General features: G+C 62.9%; 27 protein-coding genes. 16 read left to right on the forward strand and 11 right to left on the reverse strand.

Annotation, left to right across the window (positions count from 1 at the left end):
• Positions 1–16: 16 nt before the first annotated feature.
• The 10 genes from exbB (at position 17) to ACP7AL_RS16270 (ending at position 8,085) form a co-directional block, all read left to right on the forward strand.
• Positions 17–934 (forward strand): tonB-system energizer ExbB, encoded by a 918-nt coding sequence (gene exbB, locus ACP7AL_RS16225; protein WP_425992819.1) that lies wholly within the window; start codon positions 17–19, stop codon positions 932–934.
• A gap of 4 nt (positions 935–938) precedes the next feature.
• The gene (gene exbD / locus ACP7AL_RS16230) at positions 939–1,370 is read left to right on the forward strand and encodes a TonB system transport protein ExbD (RefSeq protein WP_006023015.1); all 432 of its coding nucleotides are present in this window, start codon (positions 939–941) and stop codon (positions 1,368–1,370) included.
• 20 nt (positions 1,371–1,390) lie between these two features.
• Positions 1,391–2,143, forward strand: coding sequence for an energy transducer TonB family protein (locus ACP7AL_RS16235; RefSeq protein WP_425992822.1), 753 nt, complete (start codon positions 1,391–1,393; stop codon positions 2,141–2,143).
• 158 nt (positions 2,144–2,301) lie between these two features.
• The gene (locus tag ACP7AL_RS16240; RefSeq protein ID WP_024920272.1) at positions 2,302–2,997 is read left to right on the forward strand and encodes a cytochrome c biogenesis CcdA family protein; all 696 of its coding nucleotides are present in this window, start codon (positions 2,302–2,304) and stop codon (positions 2,995–2,997) included.
• A 15-nt stretch (positions 2,998–3,012) separates the two neighbouring features.
• The gene (locus ACP7AL_RS16245) at positions 3,013–3,570 is read left to right on the forward strand and encodes a thioredoxin family protein (protein ID WP_006023018.1); all 558 of its coding nucleotides are present in this window, start codon (positions 3,013–3,015) and stop codon (positions 3,568–3,570) included.
• Between the two features lie 113 nt (positions 3,571–3,683).
• Positions 3,684–5,087: a cytochrome ubiquinol oxidase subunit I gene (locus ACP7AL_RS16250; protein WP_425992825.1), complete on the forward strand. Its 1,404-nt coding sequence runs from the start codon at positions 3,684–3,686 to the stop codon at positions 5,085–5,087.
• 5 nt (positions 5,088–5,092) lie between these two features.
• The gene (cydB, locus tag ACP7AL_RS16255) at positions 5,093–6,106 is read left to right on the forward strand and encodes a cytochrome d ubiquinol oxidase subunit II (RefSeq protein WP_425992827.1); all 1,014 of its coding nucleotides are present in this window, start codon (positions 5,093–5,095) and stop codon (positions 6,104–6,106) included.
• Between the two features lie 7 nt (positions 6,107–6,113).
• Positions 6,114–6,245, forward strand: coding sequence for a hypothetical protein (locus ACP7AL_RS16260; protein ID WP_006023021.1), 132 nt, complete (start codon positions 6,114–6,116; stop codon positions 6,243–6,245).
• Positions 6,246–6,386: 141 nt separating this feature from the next.
• Positions 6,387–6,980 carry a L,D-transpeptidase gene (locus tag ACP7AL_RS16265; protein WP_006023022.1) on the forward strand — a complete coding sequence of 198 codons (594 nt, stop codon included), beginning with the start codon at positions 6,387–6,389 and terminating at the stop codon, positions 6,978–6,980.
• Between the two features lie 55 nt (positions 6,981–7,035).
• A complete protein-coding gene (locus ACP7AL_RS16270; protein WP_425992829.1) occupies positions 7,036–8,085 on the forward strand; it encodes an amino acid ABC transporter substrate-binding protein in 1,050 nt (349 codons plus the stop codon).
• A 68-nt stretch (positions 8,086–8,153) separates the two neighbouring features.
• On the opposite strand, the gene ACP7AL_RS16275 is transcribed toward ACP7AL_RS16270, so the two are convergent.
• On the reverse strand, positions 8,154–9,293 hold the full coding sequence (locus ACP7AL_RS16275; protein ID WP_425992831.1) for an acyl-CoA dehydrogenase family protein: 1,140 nt from the start codon (positions 9,291–9,293) through the stop codon (positions 8,154–8,156).
• Positions 9,294–9,420: 127 nt separating this feature from the next.
• Positions 9,421–10,605: an acyl-CoA dehydrogenase family protein gene (locus ACP7AL_RS16280; protein WP_425992833.1), complete on the reverse strand. Its 1,185-nt coding sequence runs from the start codon at positions 10,603–10,605 to the stop codon at positions 9,421–9,423.
• 196 nt (positions 10,606–10,801) lie between these two features.
• On the opposite strand from ACP7AL_RS16280, the gene ACP7AL_RS16285 reads away from it, so the two are divergent.
• Together ACP7AL_RS16285 and ACP7AL_RS16290 are read left to right on the forward strand one after the other, a co-directional pair.
• Positions 10,802–11,350 carry a carboxymuconolactone decarboxylase family protein gene (locus ACP7AL_RS16285; protein ID WP_425992835.1) on the forward strand — a complete coding sequence of 183 codons (549 nt, stop codon included), beginning with the start codon at positions 10,802–10,804 and terminating at the stop codon, positions 11,348–11,350.
• A gap of 56 nt (positions 11,351–11,406) precedes the next feature.
• Positions 11,407–11,925, forward strand: coding sequence for a VOC family protein (locus tag ACP7AL_RS16290; protein ID WP_425992837.1), 519 nt, complete (start codon positions 11,407–11,409; stop codon positions 11,923–11,925).
• Here ACP7AL_RS16290 and ACP7AL_RS16295 read toward each other — a convergent pair whose 3' ends face one another.
• The 4 genes from ACP7AL_RS16295 to ACP7AL_RS16310 all read right to left on the reverse strand — a co-directional run bounded on the left by ACP7AL_RS16295 (position 11,926) and on the right by ACP7AL_RS16310 (position 15,917).
• Positions 11,926–13,188, reverse strand: coding sequence for an MFS transporter (locus tag ACP7AL_RS16295; RefSeq protein WP_425992839.1), 1,263 nt, complete (start codon positions 13,186–13,188; stop codon positions 11,926–11,928).
• Positions 13,189–13,333: 145 nt separating this feature from the next.
• On the reverse strand, positions 13,334–13,690 hold the full coding sequence (locus ACP7AL_RS16300) for a nuclear transport factor 2 family protein (RefSeq protein WP_425992841.1): 357 nt from the start codon (positions 13,688–13,690) through the stop codon (positions 13,334–13,336).
• Between the two features lie 143 nt (positions 13,691–13,833).
• A complete protein-coding gene (locus ACP7AL_RS16305; RefSeq protein WP_425992843.1) occupies positions 13,834–14,985 on the reverse strand; it encodes a hypothetical protein in 1,152 nt (383 codons plus the stop codon).
• Positions 14,986–15,263: 278 nt separating this feature from the next.
• On the reverse strand, positions 15,264–15,917 hold the full coding sequence (locus tag ACP7AL_RS16310; protein WP_006023031.1) for a glutathione S-transferase family protein: 654 nt from the start codon (positions 15,915–15,917) through the stop codon (positions 15,264–15,266).
• Between the two features lie 187 nt (positions 15,918–16,104).
• Between ACP7AL_RS16310 and ACP7AL_RS16315 the strand changes: the two genes are divergently transcribed.
• Positions 16,105–17,328 carry a polyhydroxyalkanoate depolymerase gene (locus ACP7AL_RS16315; protein WP_425992846.1) on the forward strand — a complete coding sequence of 408 codons (1,224 nt, stop codon included), beginning with the start codon at positions 16,105–16,107 and terminating at the stop codon, positions 17,326–17,328.
• 27 nt (positions 17,329–17,355) lie between these two features.
• Here the strand turns inward: ACP7AL_RS16315 and ACP7AL_RS16320 are convergent, their stop codons facing one another.
• Positions 17,356–18,525 carry a mandelate racemase/muconate lactonizing enzyme family protein gene (locus ACP7AL_RS16320; protein WP_425992848.1) on the reverse strand — a complete coding sequence of 390 codons (1,170 nt, stop codon included), beginning with the start codon at positions 18,523–18,525 and terminating at the stop codon, positions 17,356–17,358.
• A 137-nt stretch (positions 18,526–18,662) separates the two neighbouring features.
• Here ACP7AL_RS16320 and ACP7AL_RS16325 point away from each other — a divergent pair, with 137 nt between their 5' ends.
• The gene (locus ACP7AL_RS16325; RefSeq protein ID WP_425992850.1) at positions 18,663–18,833 is read left to right on the forward strand and encodes a WSC domain-containing protein; all 171 of its coding nucleotides are present in this window, start codon (positions 18,663–18,665) and stop codon (positions 18,831–18,833) included.
• A 3-nt stretch (positions 18,834–18,836) separates the two neighbouring features.
• Here ACP7AL_RS16325 and ACP7AL_RS16330 read toward each other — a convergent pair whose 3' ends face one another.
• The 3 genes from ACP7AL_RS16330 to ACP7AL_RS16340 form a co-directional block, all read right to left on the reverse strand.
• Positions 18,837–19,250, reverse strand: a complete 414-nt coding sequence (locus tag ACP7AL_RS16330; protein WP_425992852.1) for a DUF1496 domain-containing protein — start codon at positions 19,248–19,250, stop codon at positions 18,837–18,839.
• Between the two features lie 137 nt (positions 19,251–19,387).
• Complete coding sequence (locus tag ACP7AL_RS16335) at positions 19,388–20,587, reverse strand: ABC transporter substrate-binding protein (protein ID WP_006023036.1); 1,200 nt, start codon at positions 20,585–20,587, stop codon at positions 19,388–19,390.
• A gap of 141 nt (positions 20,588–20,728) precedes the next feature.
• Entirely contained in the window at positions 20,729–20,995 is a 267-nt protein-coding gene (locus ACP7AL_RS16340) for a DUF7662 domain-containing protein (protein ID WP_425992854.1), read from the reverse strand.
• Between the two features lie 76 nt (positions 20,996–21,071).
• On the opposite strand from ACP7AL_RS16340, the gene ACP7AL_RS16345 reads away from it, so the two are divergent.
• A complete protein-coding gene (locus ACP7AL_RS16345) occupies positions 21,072–21,947 on the forward strand; it encodes an SDR family oxidoreductase (RefSeq protein WP_425992856.1) in 876 nt (291 codons plus the stop codon).
• A gap of 157 nt (positions 21,948–22,104) precedes the next feature.
• Here ACP7AL_RS16345 and ACP7AL_RS16350 read toward each other — a convergent pair whose 3' ends face one another.
• The gene (locus ACP7AL_RS16350) at positions 22,105–24,435 is read right to left on the reverse strand and encodes a xanthine dehydrogenase family protein molybdopterin-binding subunit (protein WP_425992858.1); all 2,331 of its coding nucleotides are present in this window, start codon (positions 24,433–24,435) and stop codon (positions 22,105–22,107) included.
• 207 nt (positions 24,436–24,642) lie between these two features.
• On the opposite strand from ACP7AL_RS16350, the gene ACP7AL_RS16355 reads away from it, so the two are divergent.
• The gene (locus ACP7AL_RS16355; protein WP_425992860.1) at positions 24,643–26,763 is read left to right on the forward strand and encodes a molybdopterin-containing oxidoreductase family protein; all 2,121 of its coding nucleotides are present in this window, start codon (positions 24,643–24,645) and stop codon (positions 26,761–26,763) included.
• The last annotated feature ends 1 nt before the right edge of the window (position 26,764 follow it).

The following is a 26,764-nucleotide window of genomic DNA, read 5'->3' on the forward strand; positions in this document are numbered from 1 at the left end:
AAGAAGCGGAGAGCATATGACCAACCCCAAGAAGGCTGCCGGATTACTGGTCTTGCTTGCCGCTGCAACGTCTCTGATGATCGCGCAGGCTTTCGCGCAAACTCCCGTTTCGCCAACACCGCCCGCACAGGCCCCGGCTGCGCAAGCACCTGTGGCGCAAACGCCCGCACCGGCCGCGATCGCGGCGCCTGCCCAGGCTCCCGCCGTCCAGACCCCGGTCGTGGGACAGACCGCGAAAAATCCCACGCTGCCGCACAACCTGTCCCCGTGGGGCATGTTCATGGGCGCGGACATTGTCGTCAAACTCGTGATGATCGGTCTTGCTATCGCATCGCTGATCACCTGGACGATCTGCGTCGCGAAACTGCTCGAACTCCGCCACGAGACCCGGCGCGCGAAAAAACGCATCAAGGTTCTCGGCAATGACATCTCCCTCATGGAAGCCGAGCGTGACGCCCGCAACGGCAAGGACGCTGTGTCCCGGCTTGTGCAATCAGCCGCGGCGGAAGCAGCACTGTCGGACACGGTCAACGACGAGGGTTTCAAGGAGCGTGTCGAACTGCGGCTCAGCCGCGTCGAGGCGGCGATGTCGCGGCGGATTTCGCGCGGTACCGGCGTGCTCGCCACCATCGGCGCAACCGCACCGTTCGTCGGCCTGTTCGGCACGGTGTGGGGCATCATGAATTCGTTCATCGGCATTTCCGAAGCACACACCACCAATCTTGCCGTGGTCGCGCCCGGCATCGCCGAAGCGCTGCTTGCGACCGCGATGGGCCTGATCGCCGCGATCCCCGCGGTTGTGATCTACAACCATCTGGTCCGCATGATCACCGCCTATCGCGCGCTGCTCGGCGATGCGACCGCGCAGGTGATGTTGCTCATCAGCCGCGATCAGGGCCGCCGTTCCCTGCGCATTGCGCGCGCGGCGGAGTAAAATCATGGGCGCTCGTCTGGGTGGAAAAGTCGCCGGTGCAGATGACGATCTGACTGAATCCCATGAAATCAACGTCACGCCGTTCATCGACGTGATGCTGGTCCTTCTCATCATCTTCATGGTGGCCGCACCGCTGGCGACCGTCGACCTCGGCGTCGAACTGCCGGCCTCGACGGCGACGCCGCCGCCGCGGCCCGACAAGCCGGTCTTCATCACCGTGAAGCCCGATTTGTCGGTTGCGGTCGGCGAGGACATCGTTCCGCGCACGACGCTGATCGGGGCGCTCGACGCTGCCACCAGCGGCAAGAAAGCCGATCCGGTTTATCTGCGCGCCGACAAAAGCGTGCCGTACGGCGAGCTGATGGACGTGATGAACCTGCTGCGCAACGCGGGCTATCTCAAGGTCGCGCTCGTCGGGCTCGACGCAAGAAACTAACGGCAGAGAGCCGCGCTGCAATGAACACACTCGTCCTGCACGGACCACCCGACATATCCGACGTCCGCCGCTGGGGTCTCGCGGCGGCGCTGGTGGTGGCGACGCATGCAGCGCTGATCGCGGGGTTTGTTCTGTACACGCCGTCGATGCCGGATGCGATCGGCACGGCGTCCGAGCCGATCATGCTCGATCTGGAATCCGCGCCGCAAACGCCCGATCCCGTACAACAGGACATCGCACCCGGTCCGCAGATGCAGGAGGCCGAACCTCCCGCCCCCGAACCCGAAAAGCAGCCGGACGTTGTCGAGGAACAGATCGCACCGACGCCGTTGCAGGAGAAGGCGGAGATCGTTGCCCCTCCGGAGAAGCCAAAGCCCAAACCCGAACCGGTGAAGCAGAAGCCGAAGCCCGTCGTCGAGAAGCCGAAGAAGCCGACCGAGAATCCCGCGCCGCAGACCACAGCGACGCCGCGCGCCGCGCAGGCCGCGCGCGCGAGTTACAACGGCATCCTCTCGGCGCATCTCCAGCGCTACAAGCAGTATCCGTCGGCCGCCAAGGCCGCCGGCGAGCAGGGCGTCGCGATGCTGAGCTTCACCGTCAGCCGGACCGGCAGCGTGCTGAGCGCGCGGCTGGCCAGATCGTCCGGCTCGGCGGCGCTGGATGCCGAGACCATGGCGATGATCCGCCGCGCCCAGCCGCTGCCGTCGTTCCCGCCGGAAATCAGGGAAACCTCGCTGAGCTTCACCCTGCCGATGCGGTTTTCCGTGCACTGAGGCATCCTCCGTGGCGTGATTGCCTCGATCGCTGATGTCACGAACACGTGACGCCGGCCGCCGGTAACATCCCCGGCCGCCTCCCCGAAGACTCCCCCGAACCCATCTTTTGCGGCCGCGCCATCATGCGGCGGCTTCGACTTTCGGCGGATCTCATCGTGCTCAATCTTCTTCTCGCGGCGCTTGCCGGCGTCATCACCATCGCGGCGCCCTGCACATTGCCGGTGCTGCCGATCCTTCTCGGCGCTTCGGTCGGACAGACAAGCCCGCTCCGCCCGGCATTCATCGCCGCCGGTTTCGTGGTCGCATTCTCCATCGTTGCGCTGGCGCTCTCTGCGCTGACGCGCCTGTTCGATTTCGATCCGAGCGTCCTGCGTGACGGCGCAGCCGTGCTGCTTGCAATCTTCGGACTGCTGATGATCTGGCCCGCGCCATTCGAGTGGCTCTCGATCCGGTTTGCCGGACTGACGCAGCAGAGCGCCACGCCGCGCGATCGCCAGGGGCTGCTCGGCGGCTTCATCCTCGGCACAACGCTGGGGCTGGTGTGGACGCCGTGCGCCGGACCTGTGCTCGGGTCGATCCTCACCGTCGTCGCGACCTCCAAGGACACCGCATGGGCCTCGCTGCTGCTGGTGACCTATGCGATCGGCGCTGCGATCCCGATGCTCGTTATCGCCTACGGCGGACAGGCCGTGACCGCACGCGTGCGCAGCCTCGCGCGGATCGCGCCGCGCCTGCAGCAGGGCTTCGGGGTGATCGTGATCGCGTTCGCCGCAGCCACTTACTTTCAATACGACACGCTCGCCGTGGCGTGGCTGACCCAGCTTTATCCAAACGGCCAGACCGGCCTGTAACTCAAGGAGAGAACCATGCGACATTTCACCAGAATGCTTTCGGTGGCCGCACTCGCGCTGATGGCCTCGACATTGCCCGGCCGCAGCGATGAAGCCGCAGCGACCAGTGGCGCTGTTCAAGTCGCGGAAGCCACAACGACTGCGCCCGAATTCACCGGCCTCGGCAACTGGTTCAACTCGCAACCGCTGACGCTCGCGAGCCTGCGCGGCAAGGTCGTGCTGGTGAATTTCTGGACCTATGGCTGCGTCAACTGCGTCAACACCCTGCCGCACGTCACGCAGCTCTATTCCAAGTACAAGGACAAGGGCTTCGTCATCGTCGGCATCCACACGCCGGAATTTCCGTTCGAGCATTCGTCGAACAACGTCCAGGCGGCACTGAAACGGCACGGCATCACCTATCCGGTCGCACAGGACAACAAGTCCGCGACATGGAATGCCTACCGCAATCAATACTGGCCGGCACAGTACATCGTCGATCAGTCCGGCCGGATCGTCTACAGCCACGCCGGTGAAGGCGCCTACGATGAGATCGACCGCACCGTCGGCAAGCTGCTGAACGCCAGCAGCTAAATGCCGCAGGCGCGATTGCGCCTGAGCCATGCAACTTTGTGCACCGCGGCTGTTATCAACATCGCGGTGCACATGCTATAGAACTTCCGGATTGAGCATACCGGAGGTCCGCGATGTTCGAGGGTTTCGACGCCATCACTCTGGCGCGCTTGCAGTTTTCGTTCACGATGAGCTTTCACATCGTGTTTCCGGCCTTCTCCATCGGCCTTGCAAGCTATCTCGCGGTCCTTGAAGCGCTGTGGCTATGGACCGGCCGCGAAGTCTTCATCAACCTTTTCAATTACTGGCTGAAAATTTTCGCCGTCGCCTTCGGCATGGGCGTCGTCTCGGGCATCGTGATGTCCTACCAGTTCGGCACCAACTGGTCGGTGTTCGCGGACAAGACTGGCCCGATCATCGGTCCGCTGATGGCCTACGAGGTGCTGACCGCGTTCTTCCTGGAAGCAGGCTTTCTGGGCGTCATGCTGTTCGGGCTCAAACGGGTCGGCCACAGGCTGCATTTCTTCGCGACCATGATGGTGGCCATCGGCACGCTGATCTCCGCGTTCTGGATCCTGTCGGCCAACTCGTGGATGCAGACGCCGACCGGCTTTGCGATGAACTCGCAGGGACAGTTCGTCGCCGCCGACTGGTGGAAGGTGATCTTCAATCCGTCCTTCCCCTATCGCCTCGTCCATATGGTGCTGGCGGCATATCTCACCACCGCCTTCGTGGTCGGCGGCGTCGGCGCCTATCATCTTTTGAAGAATACGCGGCTCGAGGGAGCCCGTGTGATGTTCTCGATGGCGATGTGGATGGCCGCGCTGGTGGCCCCGATCCAGATTCTCGCCGGCGACCAGCACGGCCTCAACACGCTCGAGCATCAGCCGGTGAAGGTGATGGCGATGGAAGGACACTTCCAGAGCCATCCGAACGGCGCGCCGCTGATCCTGTTCGGGATTCCCGATCAGGACGAAGCGAAGGTGAAATATGCGATCGAAATCCCGAAGGCCTCGTCGCTAATCCTCAAGCATTCGCTCGATGCGCCGCTGAAGGGCCTCGACACCGTGCCGCGCGAGAACTGGCCCAAGGTCGGACTGGTGTTCTGGTCGTTCCGCACCATGGTCGGAATCGGATTTCTGATGCTGGGCGTCGGTCTGTTCAGTCTCTACGCGCGCTGGCGCGGCATCCTTTACGAGTCGCGCTGGCTGCATCGCTACGCGCTCGCCATGGGCCCGGCGGGATTCATTGCTGTCCTGGCCGGCTGGGTGACGACAGAAGCCGGGCGACAGCCGTTCACGGTTTACGGCCTGCTCCGTACAGTGGATTCGGCATCGCCGCTGGACGCGCCTGCGGTTGCGACCTCGCTGATCGCCTTCATTGTGGTTTACTTCATCGTGTTCGGCATGGGTGTGTTCTACATTCTGCGACTGATGCATGAGCCGCCGCATCATGGCGAAGAAGGTCCCCGCGCGGACACGCCCGCCCGCGCCGCGGGCATTACGCCCGCGCAGGCCGCTCACGCAGGCCAGGGGTGAACGCCATGGCCGGGTTCACATTCGACATCGCAACACTCTGGGCCTTCATCATCGCCTTTGCCGTCTTCATGTACATCGTGATGGATGGCTTCGATCTCGGCCTCGGCATGCTGTTTCCTTTCTTCCCGAAAACGGAAGACCGCAACGTCATCATGAATACGGTCGCTCCGGTGTGGGATGGCAACGAGACATGGCTGGTGCTTGGCGGCGGCGGCCTGATGGCCGCATTTCCGCTGGCCTACGCGATCCTGATGCCGGCGCTCTATACCCCGATCATCGCCATGCTGATCGGGCTTGTATTTCGGGGCGTCGCCTTTGAATTCCGCTGGCGCACCCAGAGCGAGCGCAACCGCTGGGACATCGCCTTTGCCGGCGGCTCGCTGGTCGCGGCGATGGCGCAGGGCATCGCGCTCGGTGCGATCCTGCAAGGCGTCCATGTCGAAGGGCGTCATTACGCAGGCGGCTGGTGGGATTGGCTGACGCCCTTCAGCATTTTGACGGGCTGTGCGGTCGTCGCCGGCTATGGCCTTCTCGGCGCGACGTGGCTGCTTATGAAAACCGCGGGTGAGCTGCGCGACCATGCCTATCGCCTGAGCCGGATTCTGCTGCTCGCGACGATCATTGCCATCGTCGCCGTCAGCGCGGCGACGCCGTTCCTTCAGGCTGACTACTGGCGGCGCTGGTTCGAATGGCCGAACATCATCTTCGCGGCGCCGATTCCGATTGCGGTGGCGGCGATCACGCTGTTGCTGCTGAAGAGTCTCGCCAATAGGCAAGACTACCGGCCGTTTATTCTCTCACTGGTCCTGTTCGGCATCACCTATGCCGGTCTCGGTGTCAGCATGTATCCCTATATCGTGCCGCAGAGCGTCACCATCTGGCAGGCGGCGGCGCCCGCCAACAGTCTCAACTTCATGATCTACGGCATCGCGATCCTCGTGCCGACCATTCTTGCCTACACCGCGTGGGCGTACTGGGTCTTCCGCGGCAAGGTGCACGCCGACAGCGGCTATCATTAAGGTGAGTATGACCTCGCCGCCCGAACAGCCTCGCCCCCTGGCGCAGCGTCTGCTGTGGTTCGCGGCGCTGTGGCTGCTGGGGACCGGCACCGTTGCCGCTTTCGCCTACGTCCTGCGGCTCTGGATCGCGCCGCACTGATCGCGGACGATCGCCGATTTTCGGATATATTTTAAGGATTTACGGCGCATGGTCGCCCGCCTTCGAGCGCGTGTCACTTGCCAGCGGAGCACGGCTAAGGTTTGATGCGCGCGGGGCACGAATTAACGCGGGATTCTCGACATGAACATCATCCGCTCTCTCGCTCTGGCGGCGGTCGCCGCCAGCCTGTTGTTCGCGGCGCCTCACGCCTTCGCGCAGGGCCGCGAGATGAACATCGGCGATCAGCCGGGATACATTCCCGATGACGAAGAAGTCTCGCCGGAATTCAAGCGTACAGCGGTCTTCTTCCGCACAACGGAAGCACCGGGCACCATCATCATCAGCACCTCCGAGCGCTTCCTCTACCTGGTGCAGGGCAACGGCCGCGCGCTTCGCTACGGCATCGGCGTCGGCCGCGAAGGATTCCAGTGGCAGGGATTGCAGAAGATCTCCCGCAAGCAGGAGTGGCCGGACTGGACGCCGCCGCCGGAAATGATCGCCCGTCAGCCTTACCTGCCGCGTTTCATGGCAGGCGGACCGGGCAACCCGATGGGCGCGCGCGCGCTTTATCTCGGCGCCACGGTTTATCGCATTCACGGCACCAACCAGCCGCAGACCATCGGCAGCGCCGTGTCGTCGGGATGCTTCCGCCTGGTCAATGCCGACGTGACCGACCTCTACGACCGCATCCCCGTTGGCACCAAGGTCATCATCCGCCAGCGGCCCGAAATCTGATCCCCCGATAACGCTCTTTCCTTTTCGCACGCATACTTGGAAGCGAGATTCATACATGTCCCTTTTTCCGCGCACCTTTGCCTCCGGTCTCACGCTCGGAGTTGTCATCGCGGTTGCCGTCGCCGCTGCCGCGATCGCGTACGAGCGATACGACACGCGGACATTGAAGCGGACCGTGAAACGCGATGCCGTGCTCTGCGGCGTCAACACCGGACTGCCGGGCTTCTCGATCCCCGACGATAAAGGCAACTGGTCCGGCTTCGACGTCGATATCTGCCGCGCCGTCGCCGCCGCGATCTTCAACGATCCGAACAAGGTGAAGTTCATCCCTCTCGACGCGAGCGAGCGTTTCAAGGAATTGCGCAATCGAAAGGTCGACATCCTCTCGCGCAACTCCACCTGGAGCATGTCGCGCGAAACCGAGTACGGCCTCAACTTCGCAGCCGTCGCCTATTACGACGGTGAAGGCTTCATGGTGCGCCAGTCGCGCAACATCGCCTCCGGCCTCGAACTTGACGGCAGCAAGGTCTGCGTCCAGGCCGGCACCACGACCCAGCTCAATCTCGCGGACTATTTCCGCGCCAACAACATCAAGTATCAGGAACTGAATTTCCCGACCCTGGACGATGTTCTCAAGGCCTATGATTCCGGCCAGTGCGACGTGCTCACCACCGACGTCTCGCAGCTCTATGCGCTGCGGCTGCGCCTGACCAAGCCGGCCGAACACGCCATCCTGCCGGACGTGATCTCCAAGGAGCCGCTGGCGCCGGTGGTCCGCCAGCGTGACGACGAGTGGCTGCTGATCGTGAAGTGGACGATCTACGCCATGCTGAACGCCGAAGAGCTCGGCGTCACGTCCAAGAACATCGACGATGCACTGAAGTCAAAGAAGCCCGACATCATGCGTCTGCTCGGCACCGAAGGCGCCTACGGTGAGGAAATGGATCTGACGAAGGATTGGGCCGCGCGCATCATCCGCCACGTCGGCAACTATGGCGAGGTCTATGACCGCAACGTCGGCGAGGGATCGAAGCTCAAGATTCCGCGCGGCCTTAACCAGCTCTGGAACGCCGGCGGTATCCAGTACGCGCCGCCGATCCGGTAACGCGCACTCTCCTTGAGATAGGTTGTGATGGCCGGGTTTGTCCCGGCCATTTTCTTTGAGCGGCCTGCTCAGTAACCCTTCATCCGCGCCAGTTGCTCGGCGTGATAGGCACTGTCGCCGAAAAGCTCCTGACATACACGCGCACGCTTCATGAAGAAGCCGATGTCGAAGGCGTCCGTCATGCCGACGCCGCCATGCATCTGCACGGCCTCCTGAACGGCCAGGGTCGCGGTCGTCCCGGCTTTCGCCTTGGCGACGGCCACCGCAGCACCCGCCGCATCGAAATCGCTATCCAGTGTCTGCAACGCCTTCATCACGGCGGCCTTGGTGATTTCGATCTCGGTGTAGAGATGCGCGGCACGATGCTGCAGCGCCTGGAATTCACCGATCAGCTTGCCGAACTGCTTGCGCTCCTTGAGATACGTCACGGTGCGCGCGAAGGCTTCCTCGCTGACGCCGACCATTTCCGACGCCACGGCGGCGCGGCCAACATTGAGAATGCCTTCGAGCAGCACGCCGCCCTGATCGACCTCACCGAGCACGCCGTCCGCCGTCACCTCGGCATCGTTGAACACGATGCGCGCGGCGTTGTGCGCATCGACCATCGCGGTGCGCTCGATCTCGATGCCTTTGCTCCTGGGATTGACCAGAAATAACGTCAATCCCTCGCGATCGCCGCTCTCGCCCGCGGTGCGGGCCGCGACGATCAGCAAATCGGAGGCGTGGCCGTCAACCACGAAGGCTTTCGCGCCCTTGAGCTTGAAGCCATTGCCGGAGCGCACGGCCTTCATCGCCGTCTTGGAAGGACGATGCTTGGCGCCCTCGTCCACTGCGAGCGAGGCAATCAGCTCACCCTTGGCAATCTTCGTCAGGTATTCCGACTTCTGCGCACCGTTGCCGCCGCGCGTCAACGCGGCCGCGGCGACGACACCGGTCGACAGAAACGGCGACGGCATCAGTGTATGGCCGATTTCTTCCATCACCACGCCGGCCTCGACATAGCCAAGCCCGCTGCCGCCGAATTCTTCCGGCACCAGCAGACCCGCGAAACCCATCTCCGCGAATGTCTTCCACAACTCGCGCGAGAAACCGGTTTCGTCCCTGGTGTCGCGCAGCTTGCGCAGATGCGCCACCGGCGCCTTGTCGCTGATGAGACCGCGCGCGCTGTCACGCAGCATTGACTGTTCTTCGTTGAGGACGAGAGCCATAGGTGTTCCAATCGATACAGATAAACCTGAGTTGAAGCAGACTGTCATTGCGAGGAGCGAAGCGACGAAGCAATCCCGCTTTGCTCAAGGATGGATTGCTTCGCTTCGCTCGCAATGACGAAGTGTTTTAGGCGCCGGGCAGATCGAGAATGCGCTTGGCGACGATGCCGAGCATCACCTCGCTGGTGCCGCCCTCGATCGAGTTCGCCTTGGTGCGCAGCCAGGTCCGCGCCGTAAGTCCCTCGCGGGAGCGTTCGCTTTCCCATTCCAGCGCATCGACGCCGCCGGCCGACATCAGGATCTCGTACCTGCGCTTGTTCAACTCGGTGCCGTAATACTTCAGCGCCGATGAGTAGGCCGGATGGCCCTGCCCTGCTTTCGCAAGATCGACCGCGCGCTCGGCGGCGCAGGCCATCGCGGCCTCGTCGATATCGAACGCCGCGATCTGACTGCGCAGCATGGGATCGTCCAGTTGGCCGCGCTCGTCGACGCCGATGGAATTCGCCGCCACCTGACCCAAGGGCCGGGCGCCGCGGCGCTCGCCCACTTCGCTGATCATGGAGCGCTCGTGCTGGAGCAGATATTTCGCGACGTCCCAGCCGCGATTGACGGTGCCGACCACATGCGAACGCGGCACGCGGACGTTGTCGAAGAAGGTTTCGCAGAACGGCGACTTGCCCGAGATCAGAAGGATCGGCTTGGTCGAGACGCCCTTCGAGGTCATGTCGAACAGGATGAAGCTGATGCCGTCATGCTTCTTGGCGCTGAAGTCGGTCCGCACCAGACAGAAAATCCAGTCGGCGAAATTCGCCATCGAGGTCCAGATCTTCTGGCCGTTGATGATGTAGTCGTCGCCGTCGACGTCGGCGCGTGTCTGCAACGATGCCAGATCCGAACCCGCGTTCGGCTCAGAGTAACCCTGGCACCAGCGGATCAGACCCGCGGCGATCTTCGGCAGATGCTCGCGCTTCTGCGCATCGGTGCCGTATTTCAGCAGCGCAGGTCCAAGCATCCAGATGCCGAAGCTCGACAGCGGAAGCCGCGCGCCGATCGCCGACATTTCCTGACGCAGGATTTTCGTTTCCTCCGCATTGAGACCGCCGCCACCATACTCCCTGGGCCAGTCCGGCACGGTCCAGCCCTTGTCGCGCATCCGCTCGAACCAGAGGCGCTGCGGCTCCGATGAGAACGTGGTGTTGCGGCCGCCCCAGAACACGTCGGCTTCGCCCGTCACCGGCTTGCGCATCTCGGGCGGACAATTCGCTTCCAGCCAGGCCCGCGTTTCGCTGCGGAATTTTTCCATATCGGCCATTCGATCGTTCCTCGGGCTGATGGGCCGCGGCGCAATGGGCGCGGCTTTGTTTATTTTCCGGGCCGGACTGTACTGTCCGCTTGGCGGATTTCAATATCTCGCCGGCGCGAAAGCCTCACTCGGTACGATATGGTAGCCATGCACGGCAGCCCCGCCCATACCTGTGCGCTGCCGCGTTTAAAACAGAGGAGCCGCCATGCGCCTGAAAACGCTTTCGCCTAGCGAAATGAGCGACGATCAAAAAAGCATCTTTGAAGAATCGGTTTCAGGCAAACGCGGCACCGTCACGCCGCCGCTGCGCGCATGGATCTACGCGCCTGAAGTCGCGCGGCACGCCAGCCGGCTCGGCGCGTTCCTGCGTTACGACACCACACTCGGGCCGCGTCTGTCCGAGCTGGCCATCCTCGTGACCGCACGGCACTGGAACGCGCAGTACGAATGGTATGCGCACAAGAAGATGGCGCTCGCGGCGGGACTCGATCCGAACATCATCGCCGCCATCAATCATCGTCACGTTCCGGATTTCAACGACCGGAAGGCACAGCTCGTCTACGAATTCAGCGAATCGCTGCACGAAAATCACAACGTGCCAAAGCTGCTTTACACGGAAGCCATCGAAATGCTCGGCGAAACCGGCGTGGTCGAACTGGTTGGCCTGCTCGGCTACTACGCGCTGGTGTCGATGACGCTCAACACCTTTCAGGTCGAATTGCCCGAGGGCGAGACCTCCGATCTTGTACCATGAGGAAGGCACTCATACATCGATAAGAGCAGCGCATCGATACAATCGGAGAGACCTGGATGTCCGGAGAAACCAAGGCGGTATCAAAGTCTTTCAAACCGATTGCGGCAGGCACGCGGATCGGCCATGTGCACCTGAAGGTCGCGGACCTCGACCGCGCGCTCGGCTTTTACCAGGACGTGCTCGGGTTCGAACTGATGCAGCGCTACGGCGATCAGGCCGCGTTCATTTCCGCGGGCGGCTATCACCACCACATCGGCCTCAATACCTGGCACAGCAAGGGCGGAAGCCCACCGCCGGAAGGCACCACCGGCTTGTTTCACACCGCGATCCTCTATCCGACACGCGCGGCGCTGGCCGATGCGCTGCACCGGGTGCTGTCCGCCGGCATTACGCTGGACGGCGCAAGCGATCACGGCGTCAGCGAGGCGCTTTATCTGCGCGATCCTGACGAGAACGGCGTCGAGCTTTACCGCGACAGGCCCGAGGCCGAGTGGCCACGACACCCGGACGGAACGCTGGCGATGTTCACGCGCCGCCTCGACGTCGAGGCGTTGCTGCGCGAGCGCGAGGGCTGATCAAATCGCCTTCGGCGCTTTTGCGCGAACCAGCACAATCGCCGCAGCAATCAGTTGCAGCGACGCACAGGCATAAAACGGCACGGTGTAGCTGCCGAACGCATCGCGGAGCAGCCCTATCATTCCCGGACCGAACGCATAGGTGAACTGGCAGATTGCCGTCACCAGGCTGACCAGCACGCCGAAGGCGACTGCGCTGAACTCCCGCTGTACGATGATCGACGGCAGCGTGATCATGTTGCCGACCGAGAAGCCGAACACCGCGCTGGCCGTGAACAGCGCAGCTTCGTTCCGGGTATTGATCATCACGATCAGTGCGAGCGCCTGACTGACCGCCGAGGCCGCCGCAGCCTTGCGCTGATCCATGCGATCGACAACAAGACCGAACAGGACCCGCCCGATCACCGCCATCGCGGTCATCAGCGCTACTGCGATGCTGGCGCGTTCGCGGCCCATGATCGGATCGAGAAACGAAATCTGATGCACAATGAAGCCGACCTGCGCGACCAGCAGCAGCGAGAACGGCACCGTGATGGTCCAGAACGAGAGGCTGCCGAAGGCAGCATGTCGTATCTCCGCGATCGAGCGCACGGCCGGCGCGGGCTCGGCGGCAAACACATCGGCCGGGGGCAGCGCGCGCTTCGGCGGCCGGCCCACCCAGATCAGGATGGCGGGGATCGCCAGCGCCATGATGACCAGCGCTGCGCCGATCGACGTTGCAGGGAAGCCGAATTTGCCGATGGCGCCGACCAGCAGCGGCACGCCAATCACACCGCCACAGCTTGCGCCATTCAGGGCAAGGCTGATCGCCATGCCGCGCTTCTTGTCGAACCACAGCCCCAATGTGTTGTTGATCGCAGCGAGGCTGGTCCCCGCCCAGCCGAACGCGATCAGCGCATAGGCAACGTATAATTGCCAAGGCGATGTGATCTGCCCGACCATCACGGTGCCTGCCGCGATGGTCACAATGCCGCCGATGAGAAGACGGCGCGGTCCGAGCGTGCGGATCGCCTCGCTGACGAACACGACCAGAACCGCGCTGAACAGATAGTAACAGGTGGTCGCCGTCGAGATCAGTGAAGCCGGCCATCCATGAAGGCGTTGCAGTTCGGCAAGGTAGACGCCCTGACCATAAAAACCGGCAGCCCAGGCGAATGTCGCGACAAGGAAGCAGACCCCGACGACCGGCCAGCCCTCATAGCGGATCGATGACTCGTCGACGATCTTCCCGTCGGCGGCGGGACCCGCGTGGGGTGCATTCATAGTCCGGCGTTCCCTGAAGGAGCTTGGCGCTCTTCTTTTCTGCCGATTCCGGCAGCAATGACGTCATCTGTCAGGATGCGGATCGCGGCGTCAAGCGAGACATCGTCATCGCCCGCATGACAGCCGGTCATGTCACGCGTGGGGCTTATGCCTTCGCCGCGTTGTAGAAGAACCGCTCGCGGAAAATCCTGTCGCCGCGCCATTCCTGCATGGCGATTTCATCGACGTGGCGAGTTTTGCCATCGAGACCAACAAGATCGAAGTTCCAATGGATCATGACGTTATCGCCCTCCACCACCGACACCAGTGCCCTGGAGTGGACCTCTTTCATTTGCGCAAGGATGCCGCGCTCATGCGCCACCAGCCCGTCGCGGCCGACCCGCGGCGGCGCGGTGTTCTCCTGCATGCTGGCATCGTCGGTGTAATAGCGCTCGATGGCGCCGGCGTGATCGCCGCTCTCGACCACTGCAATGAATTCGTCAACGCGCGCACGTGTCGGCATCTGTGTTCCCCGGTTTATCAGCCGGAAACACTTAAGCACGCAATGTACAGAACGCTACGGGACGACGCTCCGTGTTTGTTGCAGTTTCGTGTGCATCACACGCACAGGCCTGGCGTTGGCGAGTGACGCGTTCAGCCAACGGCCTACTTGTATAGATAACCGACCGGCTGGCCTTCGGTGCGGAGAGGACGGACATCCCTGCCCGTGATGATTTGACCGGCCAGACCATCAATCTCGTCACGCTGCGTCGGCGTCCAACTGCGAAGACTGTCCATCCCCTTGAGAAGGCCAAGCCGCAGGACTTGCGTATTTTCGCCGACACCGACGAGGGAGATCGTGTTCTTGCTCGCAGTCACCACATCGCCGGCCGCAAGCTCGAAAGTCTTGCCCGCACTGTCCTTGAATTCGGCCGTGCCGCGAATGACGCGATAGATCACGACCTCGCCCTTCGCGAGAGAGGCTGCGTCCGCTGTTGCGGACGTACTCTTGGGCAGGAGCGAGTGGCCGCGCGGATCGGTTGCGACGATGTGGCCGGTGACAAGATGACCGCTCGGAATCTCGATTCCGATATCGCGCACATAAACAGGCATGGCCGACTTGATGAGACTGTCGGATGAGCCAGCCGCCAGCGGCTTGAACAGCGCATCCAGCGCCAATGGGTCCTGAAGCCAGAAGCCGGCATCGGCCGGGCGATCATGCAGCGGATGGCTCCACGCCACACGCGGCGTTTCATCTTCATTGATCTGATCCGGGCCCACGATGGTTGGATTGGGAAATGTCGTGGGATCGGTAATGAAGGCTTCGAGAAATTTTCCGGAGTAGCCCATCGAAATCGGATCGGGCGCCACGGTCTGCGGCGTCTTCAGATTCTCCTCCGTCGACAACCCCGACCATGTGTAAAAGAGCTGACGATGCACGATCGCACTTTGCAGCATCACCGCGCCGGGGCCAACGTTGTAGAAGCGTCCGTCGTAATCGAAGGTGAACATGCCCGACGTGACCAGCACGAGCTGGAAGCCGCCCGGCGGAAGATGAAGATGGAAATCGGTGGGGCCTGTATCCGGGAGATAGATCGGCAGGTTTGTCGCGACCTCATGGAGCAGGAAGGCTTCGTTGTTCGCATGGAAGCCTTCGTCCGCGCGGCTGTAGAGCGCCTGCGGCCGATACGTCGCCTCGTATGTCGTATCCTTGTGGCGATCGATGGCGACGAAGCTCTGGGTGTTCAGACGAATGGGGGCACCGTTCGGGCGCGTGAGACCAGACGGTTTTGAACCGACCGCAGCATGTACATTCATAGCATCCTCCAATCCGGGCGACGTGCGCCGGCGCAGTTGCTTCTGCAATGCATCATGCGAATTCCACGCCAGCGCCCGCATCGCGAGCGGTCACAGCGTGAGGAAGTTTTGCGCAATCAAGGATGTGGCTGAGTCCGTGCGGGATTCGGCCTGGCGGCGATCTGGGGCCTGGCGGTCGCGCAACGCGCCGCCTCTGGCATCCCAGAAAAGCGCCCGTTCAGGCAGGCACGCGCGGCCGCAACCGGCCCAGCGATCAGGCAGTTGCGCGGGGCCTTTGCCTAATATTCCACCTCGAGCTCTTCGATTTCCGCCGGCTCCTGCCGCGCGGCCTCAATCCACTCCTGCATTTCAGGAAGGGCGATCACCCGTTTTGCGTAAGCAGCCAGCGACGGGCTGATCTGCACATCGTAGGTCAGGAAGCGCGTGACAACCGGTGCATACATGGCGTCCGCCATCGACCGATGCCCGAACAGGAACGGGCCGCCGGATTTTTCCAGACAGTCGCTCCAGATCGCGCAGACCCGATCGATGTCCGCCTGCGCCCGCGACCAGATCTTGAAGCCGGGAAAGTGCCCCTTGATGTTGACCGGCAGCGACGAGCGCAGCGCCGTGAAGCCCGAATGGATCTCGCCGCAGATCGACCGGCAATGCGCCCGCGGAATGCGTTCCGACGGCAATAAACCCGCTTCCGGCATGAGATCGTTGAGATATTCGCCGATCGCCAGCGTGTCCCAGACCACCGCCCCCTCATGACGCAGGCACGGCACCAGAATCGAAGACGACAGCAAAAGGATTTCCGCCCGGGCCGACGGATCGTCCGCCGCCGTGATGATCTCGTCGAACTCGAGCCCCGAGAACTTGGTCAGCAGCCAGCCGCGCAGCGACCATGAGGAGTAGTTCTTGCTGCTGATGGTCAACGTGGCCTTGGCCATGGTCGCTCTCCTAACGCCTGCACATCAAAGAGGCGGATCGCACTTTTCCGCCCGGTCATGCCCGCGCCTGCCTGTTGTTTAAGCGCTTGCTCCTTTTACACACAGCAAACGACATGCCAGTCCGAATGGCCGATTGACGGGGCTCTGGCGTCAAGTTTGCATGGCACAAAGCAAGGGAATGTGCCGGATGTCTCCAATGATGTACCAGACCTATCAGAACACCATGGACATGACGGCCCCGTGGCGAAACGGGGCTTCAACAGCGCTGTCCTATCTGAAAATGCTCCCCGAGGGTTTTTCGGACAAGGTGTTCGGCCGCCTCGCCGCCACGCTCGAACTGATGTCGCGCAGCTCGCTGACCTACAAGCGGCCGGAATACGACATCAAGCCGGTGGCGGTCGGCAACCGGGAATGGCCGGTGATCGAGGAAATCCCGTTCGCGACGCCGTTCGGCTCGCTGCTGCATTTCAAGAAGGACGGCGCGCCGGACCAGCCGAAGGTTCTGCTGGTCGCGCCGATGTCGGGTCATTTCGCGACGCTGCTGCGCGGCACGGTGCAGACACTGTTGCAGGATCACGATGTCTACATCACCGACTGGCACAATCCGCGCGACATCCCGCTCGATCAGGGCAAGTTCGGCCTCGACGAATATACAGAGCATCTCATCACCTTCATGGATCAGCTCGGCCCGAAGTCTCACATGGTGGCGGTGTGCCAGCCGTCGGTGTCGGCGCTGGCGGCCTGCGCCATCATGTCGGAGGACAATCATCGCGCGCGCCCGGCGAGCCTCACCTTGATGGCAGGACCGATCGATACGCGCATTGCGCCAACCAAGGTCAACGAATTCGCAACCTCGAAGCCGCTGAAGTGGTTCGAGGACAATCTGATCAACTACGTGCCGATGCAGTGCAAGGGCGCCTTCCGCAAGGTCTATCCCGGCTTCATTCAGGTCACCGCCTTCGTGTCGATGAATCTCGAACGGCACGTCAAGTCGCACAAGGACTTGCTGGAGCATCTGGCGAAGGGTGAAGTCGAGAAGGCCGACACCATCAAGACCTTCTACGACGAGTATTTCGCGGTGATGGATCTGCCGGCGGATTTCTACATCGACACCATCCGCGATGTCTTTCAGGAACACCTGCTGCCGCAGGGCAAGCTCACCTACAAGGGGCGCGCGGTGAACCCGGCCTCCATCAAGAAGATGGGCCTGATGACGGTGGAAGGCGAGAAGGACGACATCTGCTCGATCGGGCAGACGCTGGCGGCGCAGGATCTCTGTACCGGCGTGCGCGCCTACCGCAAGGTGCATCACATGCAGGCCGGCGTCGGCCATTACGGCGTCTTCAGCGGCCGCAAGTGGAATACCGAAATCTATCCGCTGCTGCGGGATTTCATTCACGTCAATGCGTGACGGCTTCGCCGGAGGGGCGGGCCCACGCTACTCCGCCAGCGCTTTCATCTCCCTGTAGAGATCGGATTTGCCCTCGAAGCCGATGCCCGGCAGGTCGGGCATGGTGATATGGCCGTTCTCGACCCGCACCCCATCCGGGAAGCCGCCGTAAGGCTGAAACAGATCCGGATAACTCTCGTTGCCGCCAAGGCCGAGACCTGCTGCGATGTTCAATGACATCTGATGCCCGCCATGCGGGATGCAGCGCGACGGCGACCAGCCATGGGTCTTCAGCACATCGAGCGTGCGCAGGTATTCGCAGAGCCCGTACGACAACGCGCAATCGAACTGCAGCCAGTCGCGATCCGGCCGCATGCCGCCGTAGCGAATGAGATTGCGCGCGTCCTGATGGCTGAACAGATTTTCGCCCGTGGCCATCGGGCCGGGATAGAATTCCGCGAGCGCAGCCTGCAACTGGAAGTCCAGCGGATCGCCCACTTCTTCGTACCAGAACAGCGGATACTCGCGCAGCATCTTGGCGTAGGCGATGCCGGTCTCCAGATCGAAGCGGCCGTTGGCATCCACCGCAAGCTGCGCCTGATTGCCGATCTCCTTCAGCACCGCCTCGATGCGCTCCTGATCTTCCGCGATCGATGCACCGCCGATCTTCATCTTGACGACATTGTAGCCGCGGTCGAGATAGCCGCGCATCTCGCCGCGTAGCGCCGATAAATCCTTGCCGGGATAGTAGTAGCCACCCGCCGCATAGACGAACACGCGCGGATCGGCCTTGCGATTGTGGCGCTCCGCCAGCAGACGAAACAGCGGCTTGCCCGCGATCTTCGCCACTGCATCCCAGATCGCCATGTCGATGGTGCCGACCGCGACCGAACGCTCGCCGTGGCCGCCGGGCTTCTCGTTGGACATCAGCGCCGCCCACGCCTTGTCGGGATCGATGTTGTCGCCGCTGGAATCCAGCAGCGTCTTCGGATCGGCTTCCAGCAGCCGCGGCGCGAAACGTTCGCGGATCAGCCCGCCCTGCCCGTAACGTCCGTTGGAATTGAAGCCGTAGCCGACCACACGCTTGCCGTCGCGAACCGCATCGGTGACGACAGCGACGAGGCTGGTCGTCATCTTTGTAAAGTCGATGTAGGCGTTGCGGATCGGGGACGAGATCGGCTTGGTGATTTCGCGGACATCGACGATACGGACGGACATGGACAGCTAACTCCGGTCTTTTGCCTTCGCTCTCTTGCGCGCGATGTCTACGCCAGAAGGCGGAAAGTTCAAGCGAAACACCGATTTTTTGCCACAGCCGGGCTCTTTTCCGCGGTTCCGCCCGCGTGGTTGAGAACGTGCCGAAAGCCCGGAGACGCCACGCCGGAACGCAGGACGCATCCTATTGCTTCTGCGGCAACACTTTCGGGAAATTCGGCAAGCCCGATGGCTGCAACGCCCCGTGCACCGGCAACCGCGAGGAGACATGCGGCGGCACCCGGGCCAATGCGATCTACAAGGTCAACTGATCTCTACTCGCAGAACCGCTTTCCGTCGGTATAAAAGCAGAACGGCGAACTATCCGTCGGCGGCGAAATTTCCCGGGCGATGTTCCGGCGATTCCAGATCGCGCGCCGCTGATATTTTGAAAGGCGCGGCGCAGGCGCCGTGCAGCGGCTGCTGAGGTGTTCGTCCGTGACATTGATCCACACAGCCTTGGCCCCATCGATGGTGCAGGTCTGCATCATGGCCTTCTGCACACAGACGTTCGCACCCTCGCTGTATTTTCTGTTGTTGTAGACACACAACAGCGTAGCAGGCTTCGGCTCGGCGGACGGCCTTTGCTCGACCGTATTCTTTTGTTCAGTCGATGGCTTTTGCTCCGGCGGTGTTTGCGCAGCCGCAGGCACACCGAGCAGGACAAGAATGCAGAGGGCGCGGATCATTCTCTCTCTTTAGCGCAGGGCGGCCCGGCAAAGAAGGCGACCGCCGCGAAAAGGCTTAAGGAAAACAGCTTCAAATATCGCCAATTGAAGGATCGTATCCGGTCCGGCAACAAGCCGGACCGGATATCGTGGTCGTCTTACTTGGTCAGCGGACAGCCGCTTTCCTTCGCCGTGGGGAACGCCTTGTCGCCCGGCACCACCGCCAGCTCCTTGTAGTAGTCCCAGGGCTTCTTCGACTCGGACGGCTTCTTGACCTCGAACAGGTAGAGGTCGTGAACCATACGGCCGTTTTCGAGCACCTTGCCGCCCTGCGCAAAGTCGTCATCGACCGGCAGTTCCTTCAGCTTCTTGGCCACCGCTTCGGTGTCCTTGGTGCCCGCCGCCTTGACGGCCTTCAGGTACTGCAAGGTCGCAGAGTAGGTGCCAGCCTGAATCATGTTCGGCATCCGGCCGGTGCGCTTGAAGAACTTCTCTCCGAAATTGCGCGAGCGCGCGTCGCGATCCCAGTAATAGCCTTCGGTCAGCACCAGGCCCTGCGCGGCTTCCAGACCGAGGCCGTGGACTTCTGCCGCCGTGAGCAGCAGTCCGGCGAGTTTCTGGCCGCCCTTGACGATACCGAATTCAGCCGCCTGCTTGATCGAGTTCGTGGTGTCGAGACCGGCATTGGCGAGCCCGATGATCTTCGCTTTCGAGCTTTGCGCCTGCAGCAGGAACGATGAGAAGTCGGCGGTATTCAGGGGAATGCGGACCGCGCCCACGACCTTGCCGCCCTGCTGGGTGACGAAGTCGCCGGTGTCCTTTTCCAGCGCATGGCCGAACGCATAGTCCGCGGTCATGAAGAACCATGTGTCGCCGCCGGCCTTCACCAGCGCTCCGCCGGTGCCGTATGCGAGCGCGCGGGTGTCATACGCCCAGTGGAAGCCGTAAGGCTGACAGGCATCGCCGCTCAGACGCGAGGTCGCAGCGCCGACCACGATGTCGATCTTCTTCATCTGCTTGGAGAGATCATGCACCGCGAGCGCAACCGACGACGTGGTCAGCTCGGTGATCATGTCGACGTTCTCGACTTCATACCAGCGGCGCGCAATGCTGACGCCGAGGTCCGGCTTGTTCTGGTGATCGGCGGAGACGACTTCAATCTTCTGGCCAAGCACCGAGCCGCCGAACTCCTCGACCGCCATCTTGGCTGCTTCAAAGGACCACTTGCCGCCGTAGTCGGCATAGACGCCGGACTGATCGTTGAGAATGCCGATCTTGACGCCCTGCTGCGCGAAGGCCGGCAGTGCCGTTGTGAGGCTGAACGCCGCGACCGCTGCGGCCCAAAACTTCGATGTCATATTGCGCTCCCAGTTATTTCTTGTTTGAAAGGCCTTTATAGCTGGATCGGGTTTGCGCGGGGCATTGAACTTTCGCATCGGCTCCGTGCGGGACATGCAAAAGATTTTGCGGCGCACAAGGAATATTCGCAGCCTGCGGATTCAGCCCCTGAACCGGCCGGCGGAAAGCTTGCGAAAACGCACGCCCTTTCCATCCGCGAGCCGGGTCGCCTCATAACCTCCGTCACGGATCGCGTCCCGTTGCGGGCGCGCGTTTTCGGGGTTGCGCTCCTTCTCCCACCATGACGCCCGCTGCGACGCGCGCGGCAGCGCGAACCCCAGCAGATCTTCGATCTCCTCAAAGCTCAGCACGAGTTCAGTCTTGGTCTGCCGCGAGAGATACTCGCGGAGCGGATCGTAATCGCCCAACTGCGGGCTCCGTCATTGAAAACCGGTGTCTGAGCCGATAGGTACGTCGCATCGCCTCTCTTGAACAGGGCTTTTCGTGAATCTGTTTATCTTCGGCCTCGGCTTCAGCGGCAGAACCATCGCCGAACGCCGCCTCGCGCGTGGCGACATCGTAACCGGGACGGTGCGGTCACACGACAAGGCGCAGGCCCTGTCCGCCGCAGGCATTCCCGCGCGGGTGTTTGGACCGGACGGCCGCGACGGCGCCATCGATGCCGATCTAGCGGGGAGCGAAGCGCTGCTGATTTCCGTTCCGCCGGGCACCGGCGGAGATCCCGTGCTTGCCGCTTACGCCAGACAAATCGCCGCCGCGCCGAACCTGCGCTGGATCGGCTATCTCTCAACCATCGGCGTTTACGGGGACCACGGCGGGGCATGGGTCGATGAACAAACGCCCGCGACGCCGACCAGTGCGCGCTCGATTGAGCGCGCCGCCGCCGAACAGGCGTGGCTTGCCTTTGGCCCCGCGAACAACATCGCCGTCCAGATTTTCCGGCTCGCGGGCATCTACGGTCCCGGCCAGAGCCAGCTCGTGCAACTGGCGCGGGGAACCGCACGCCGGATCGTCAAGCCCGGACAGGTGTTCAACCGCATTCACGTCGAGGACATCGCGCGCGCGGTCGACGCGTCGCTCGACCGGCCGCGGCCGGGCGCGATCTACAATGTCACCGACAACGAGCCCGCGCCGCCGCAGGATGTGGTCACCTTCGCGGCTTCGCTCTGCGGCATTGAGCCGCCGCGCGAAATCAGCCTCGATGACGCCGGCCTGACTGAGATGGGCCGCTCGTTCTATGCCGAGAGCAAACGCGTGCGAAACGATCTGCTGCGCAACGAACTGGGCGTCACGCTGGCCTATCCGACCTACCGCGAAGGATTGACCGCCTTGCGCGCGGCCGGTGAAGGGCCGGGCTAGAGCAGCTTTGGTAAAAATGTCGGCGCATCCGCGGTGCTTTCCCTCTCCCCCATGGGGAGAGGGGATCTAAATCCATCGGGAGATCCTACGCCCTCACCCGGATCGTTTCACGATCCGACCTCTCCCCGTAAACGGGGAGAGGTGAAAACAATCCGCCTCACGCCGCCTTCGTGGCTTTGGCCTGCTGGATCGCATTCCAGATTTTCACCGGTGTCAGCGGCGTCTGCAGCGACGTGATGCCAAGGTCGCTGAGAGCGTCCATCACGCCATTGACGATGCAGGGCGGACCGCCGATGGCGCCGGATTCGCCGCAGCCTTTGGCGCCGAGCGGATTGGTCTTGCACGGCGCGGAATCATCGAGCGTGACGTCGATATGCGGCATGTCGCTGGCGCGCGGGATGCAATAGTCCTGATAGCTCGCCGTGAGCAACTGGCCCGAGGAATCGTACACCACGCCTTCATAGAGCGCCTGTCCGATGCCCTGCGCGACACCGCCATGAACCTGACCGGTGACCAGCATCGGATTGATGGCGACGCCGACGTCATCCACCGTGGTGTAGCGCACCACGCGGGTCACGCCGGTCTCGGGATCGATCTCGACTTCGCAGATATGCGTGCCGTTCGGCCAGGTCGGACCGTCCACCTCGCCCTTGCTCTCGACACTGAGACGCGAGTCCTTCTCGTCCTTGGCGAGATCGAACAGACTGACACGCCGGTCGGTGCCGACCACCGTCAGCACGCCATCACCGTATTCGATGTCGCCGACAGAAGCTTCGAGCACATGCGACGCCTTCTCGCGCGCCTTCTGGATCAGATCGCCGGCCGACACGACGGTCGCAGTGCCGCCGACGAACAGCGAACGCGAACCGACGCTGCCGCCGCCCGTCGCCTTGTCGGTGTCGCCCTGGATAACATCGATGCGGTCGAGCGGAATGCCGAGCGCGCCCGCCACCATCTGAGAGTAGCTGGTCTGAAGTCCCTGCCCCATCGCCTGGGTGCCCGACTGCAGCACGATGCGGCCCTCTGCCGTCGCCGACAACGTGACCTTTTCGGTGTGCACACGGCCGCCGGTCCATTCGATGTAGCTGGTGAGACCGCGTCCGTAGAGCAGGCCCTTTTTCTTCGCGGCTTTCTTGCGCGCATTGAACCCGTCCCAGTCCGCGAGCTTCGAGGCGCGCTCCATCATGTGCGCGAAAGCACCGCTGTCGTAAACTTCGCCGACCGCGTTCTTGTAGGGCAGTTGCGACGGCTTGATGTAATTCACCTTGCGGATCTGGCGCGGGTCCATGCCGATCTGCCGGGCGGCGGCATCCATCAATCGCTCGACGATGAACACCGCTTCCGGCCGTCCGGCGCCGCGATACGGGCCCGTCGGCGCGGTGTGAGTGAGCACCGCCCTGATGTCGAAGTGAACTAGCGGCAGATCATAAACGCCGGTGGCGACGAAAGGTCCGAGCACCAGCGGAATAATCACGCCAGCGCCGGTGAGATAGGCACCGGTGCCGCCGAGCGAGCGCACACGGAACGCCAGCACTCGGCCTTTCTCGTCCAGCGCGAATTCGCCGGTCGATGTGAGATCGCGGCCATGCGATCCGCCGATGAAGTCGTCGATGCGGTCGCCGCGCCAGCGCACCGTGCGCTTCAGTTTCGTGGCCGCATAAGCAACGATGCCGTCTTCGGGATAGAGATTGACCTTGTGGCCGAAACCACCGCCGATATCGCCGACCATCACGTGAACGCTGTCTTTCGGACGCTTGAGCACGACATCCGAAAGAATGTCGCGCGTCGCGGTCGGCGTCTGGCTCTGGACATGCAGCGTGAGACGGCCGGTCTTCTTGTCGACCTCCGCCATGGTGCTGCGCGGCTCCAGCGCGGACGGCACCAGCCGCTGGCTGGTGATGTCGAGCGAGACGACGTGTTTGGCCTTCGCGAAGGCGGCTTCCGTTGCAGCCGCATCGCCGTAGCTCATGGCGGCGGCGATATTGTCCGGCGCATCCGGCCAGACCACAGGCGCACCGGGCGCCAGCGCATCGGCCGGACTGACAACGGCCGGCAGAATCTCGTAATCGACGACGATCGCCTCGGCGGCCGTCTGCGCATCGGCACGTGATGGGGCAAGTACAGCCGCGACCGGCTCGCCGGCAAAGCGGACAACATCGTGCGCCAGCAGACGCCGCGGCGGCGCGGCCATCGGCGAACCGTCGGGCCGCTTGAAGATCGGCAGGGTCGGGATGGTGCCGATATCGTCCGCGACGAGATCCGCACCCGTATAGACGGCGGCAACGCCCGGCATGGCCAGTGCGGCGCTGGTGTCGATCGCGGTGATCCTGGCGTGGGCGTGCGGCGAGCGCAGCACGTAAAGCCACAACGCGCCGTCCTGCGCCTTGTCGTCGATGAAATGTCCTTGCCCTGTGAGAAGCCGCTGATCTTCGAGGCGCTTGACGGATTGGCCCGCGCCGAAGCGCAGGTTGGAGGGCAGAATGTTCATCGGTGTTCCTTCAAACCAGACTGGACGCGAGCGAAGCCGCCGGACAGGCGGCACCCGGTCCCGATGCGGGTTCCGCTTAGCACAATCCGGCATGGGGAGTTGAGTCCGTGGAATGGTTTTCCGCCATGCGCCGGAAGTGGGGCTTTCATGGTCCCGCAGGACAGCCCTGACCTTGCATGTCCGCCCGCGCAGATTAAGGTCGCGGCAATGAATGAAATGATCCGCCCCAAATCCGTGCCGCCCGGATCTGTGCCTCGACGGGTCGCGGCGACCGCCTGCCCGCACGATTGCCCCTCGACCTGCGCCCTTGAAGTCGACGTGCTCGACGAGCGCACCATCGGGCGGGTGCGCGGTGCGCGGGACAACGGCTACACGGCGGGGGTGATCTGCGCCAAGGTCGCCCGCTACGCCGAGCGGATTCATCATCCTGACCGCCTGACGAACCCGCTGGTCCGCACCGGCGCAAAGGGCTCGGGCACCTTCGCGCCGATTTCATGGGACGATGCGCTGGATCTGGTTGCCGGGAAATTCCTGGAGGCCGAAGCACGGTACGGCTCCGAGGCGGTCTGGCCCTATCAGTACGCAGGCACCATGGGCCTTGTGATGCGCGACGGCATCCATCGTCTGCGCCATGCCAAGAAGTACTCCGGCTTCCATTCCACCATCTGCGTCAATCCGGCCTGGACCGGATTCGTGGCCGGCACCGGCAAGCTCGCAGGCCCGGACCCGCGCGAGATCGCGAAGTCCGACTGCGTCGTGATTTGGGGCACCAACGCGGTCAGCACCCAGGTCAATGTCATGACCCACGCGACGCGGGCGCGGAAGGAACGCGGCGCGAAAATCGTCGCGGTCGACGTCTACATGAACGGCACCATGGAGCAGGCCGATCTCGCGGTGCTGGTGCGGCCGGGTACCGACGGCGCGCTTGCCTGCGCGGTGATGCATTGCCTGTTCCGCGACGGCAAGGCGGATCGCGATTTTCTTGCGCAGCATACCGATGCGCCGCATGAGCTCGAACAGCATCTGCAAAGGCGGGGCCCGGAATGGGCCTCGAAAATCACCGGTTGCCCGGTCGAGACCATCGAGGAATTCGCGGCGCTGGTGGGCAATACGCCGCGCACCTATTTCAGGCTCGGCTACGGTTTCTCCCGCTCACGCAACGGCGCGCCGAACATGCATGCCGCAAGCTGTATCGCAGCCGTGACCGGGGCGTGGCGTCATGAGGGCGGCGGCGCATTCCACAACAACGGCGCGATCTATCACTGGGACCGTTCGCTGATCGAGGGACTCGATGTGGTCGATCCGTCGATCCGCATGCTCGACCAGTCGCGCATCGGCGCGATCCTGTGCGGCGACGCCGACGCGCTGTTCAATGGGCCGCCGGTGACGGCGATGCTGATCCAGAACACCAACCCGGTGTCGGTCGCGCCGGACCAGACCCGCGTCAAGCAGGGCTTCGCGCGCGACGACCTGTTCGTCTGCGTGCACGAACAGTTCATGACCGAGACCGCAAAGGTCGCCGACCTCGTGCTGCCGGCAACGATGTTCATGGAGCACGACGACGTCTATCAGGGCGGCGGACATCAATACATTATCGCGGGCCCGAAACTGATCGAGCCGCCGGGCGAGTGCCGCTCCAACCACGATGTGATCGTCGGCCTCGCCAAACGTCTCGGCGCGGAACATCGCGGCTTCAACATGACGCCGCGCGAGATCATCGACTGGACGCTGCAAAAATCCGGCTGGGGCACGCTGGAAAACCTCGAGCGCGAACGCTGGATCGATTGCCAGCCGGATTTCGAGACCGCGCATTACACCAAGGGCTTTGCGTGGCCTGACGGAAAATTCCGTTTCAAGCCGGACTGGCCGACGGTGCCGTTCCGCAGTCCGGGGCTTTCGGGCCCGGTGGACGATCTCCCTCAATTGCCGGATCACTGGACGGTGATCGAGGAAGCCGACGAGCATCACAAGTTTCGTCTTGCCACGTCACCGGCGCGCAACTTCCTCAACACCACCTTCAACGAAACGCCGACCTCGCTCAGCCGCGAGCAGCGGCCGACGGTGATGATCCATCCTGACGATGCGTCGGCGCTGTCGATCGCCGACGGCGACAAGGTGATCCTTGGCAACGAGCGCGGCGAAGTCCGGCTTCACGCCAAATCCTTCGATGGCATGCGGCGCGGCGTGCTGATCGCGGAATCGATCTGGCCGAACCATGCCTATGAAGACGGCCGCGGCATCAACACGCTGACGGGCGCCGATCCGATCGCGCCCTATGGCGGCGCGGCGTTCCATGACAACCGCGTCTGGATCAGGCGCGCGGCGTAGG

This window comes from Afipia sp. DC4300-2b1 (assembly GCF_049895725.1).
Taxonomy (GTDB): domain Bacteria; phylum Pseudomonadota; class Alphaproteobacteria; order Rhizobiales; family Xanthobacteraceae; genus Afipia; species Afipia broomeae.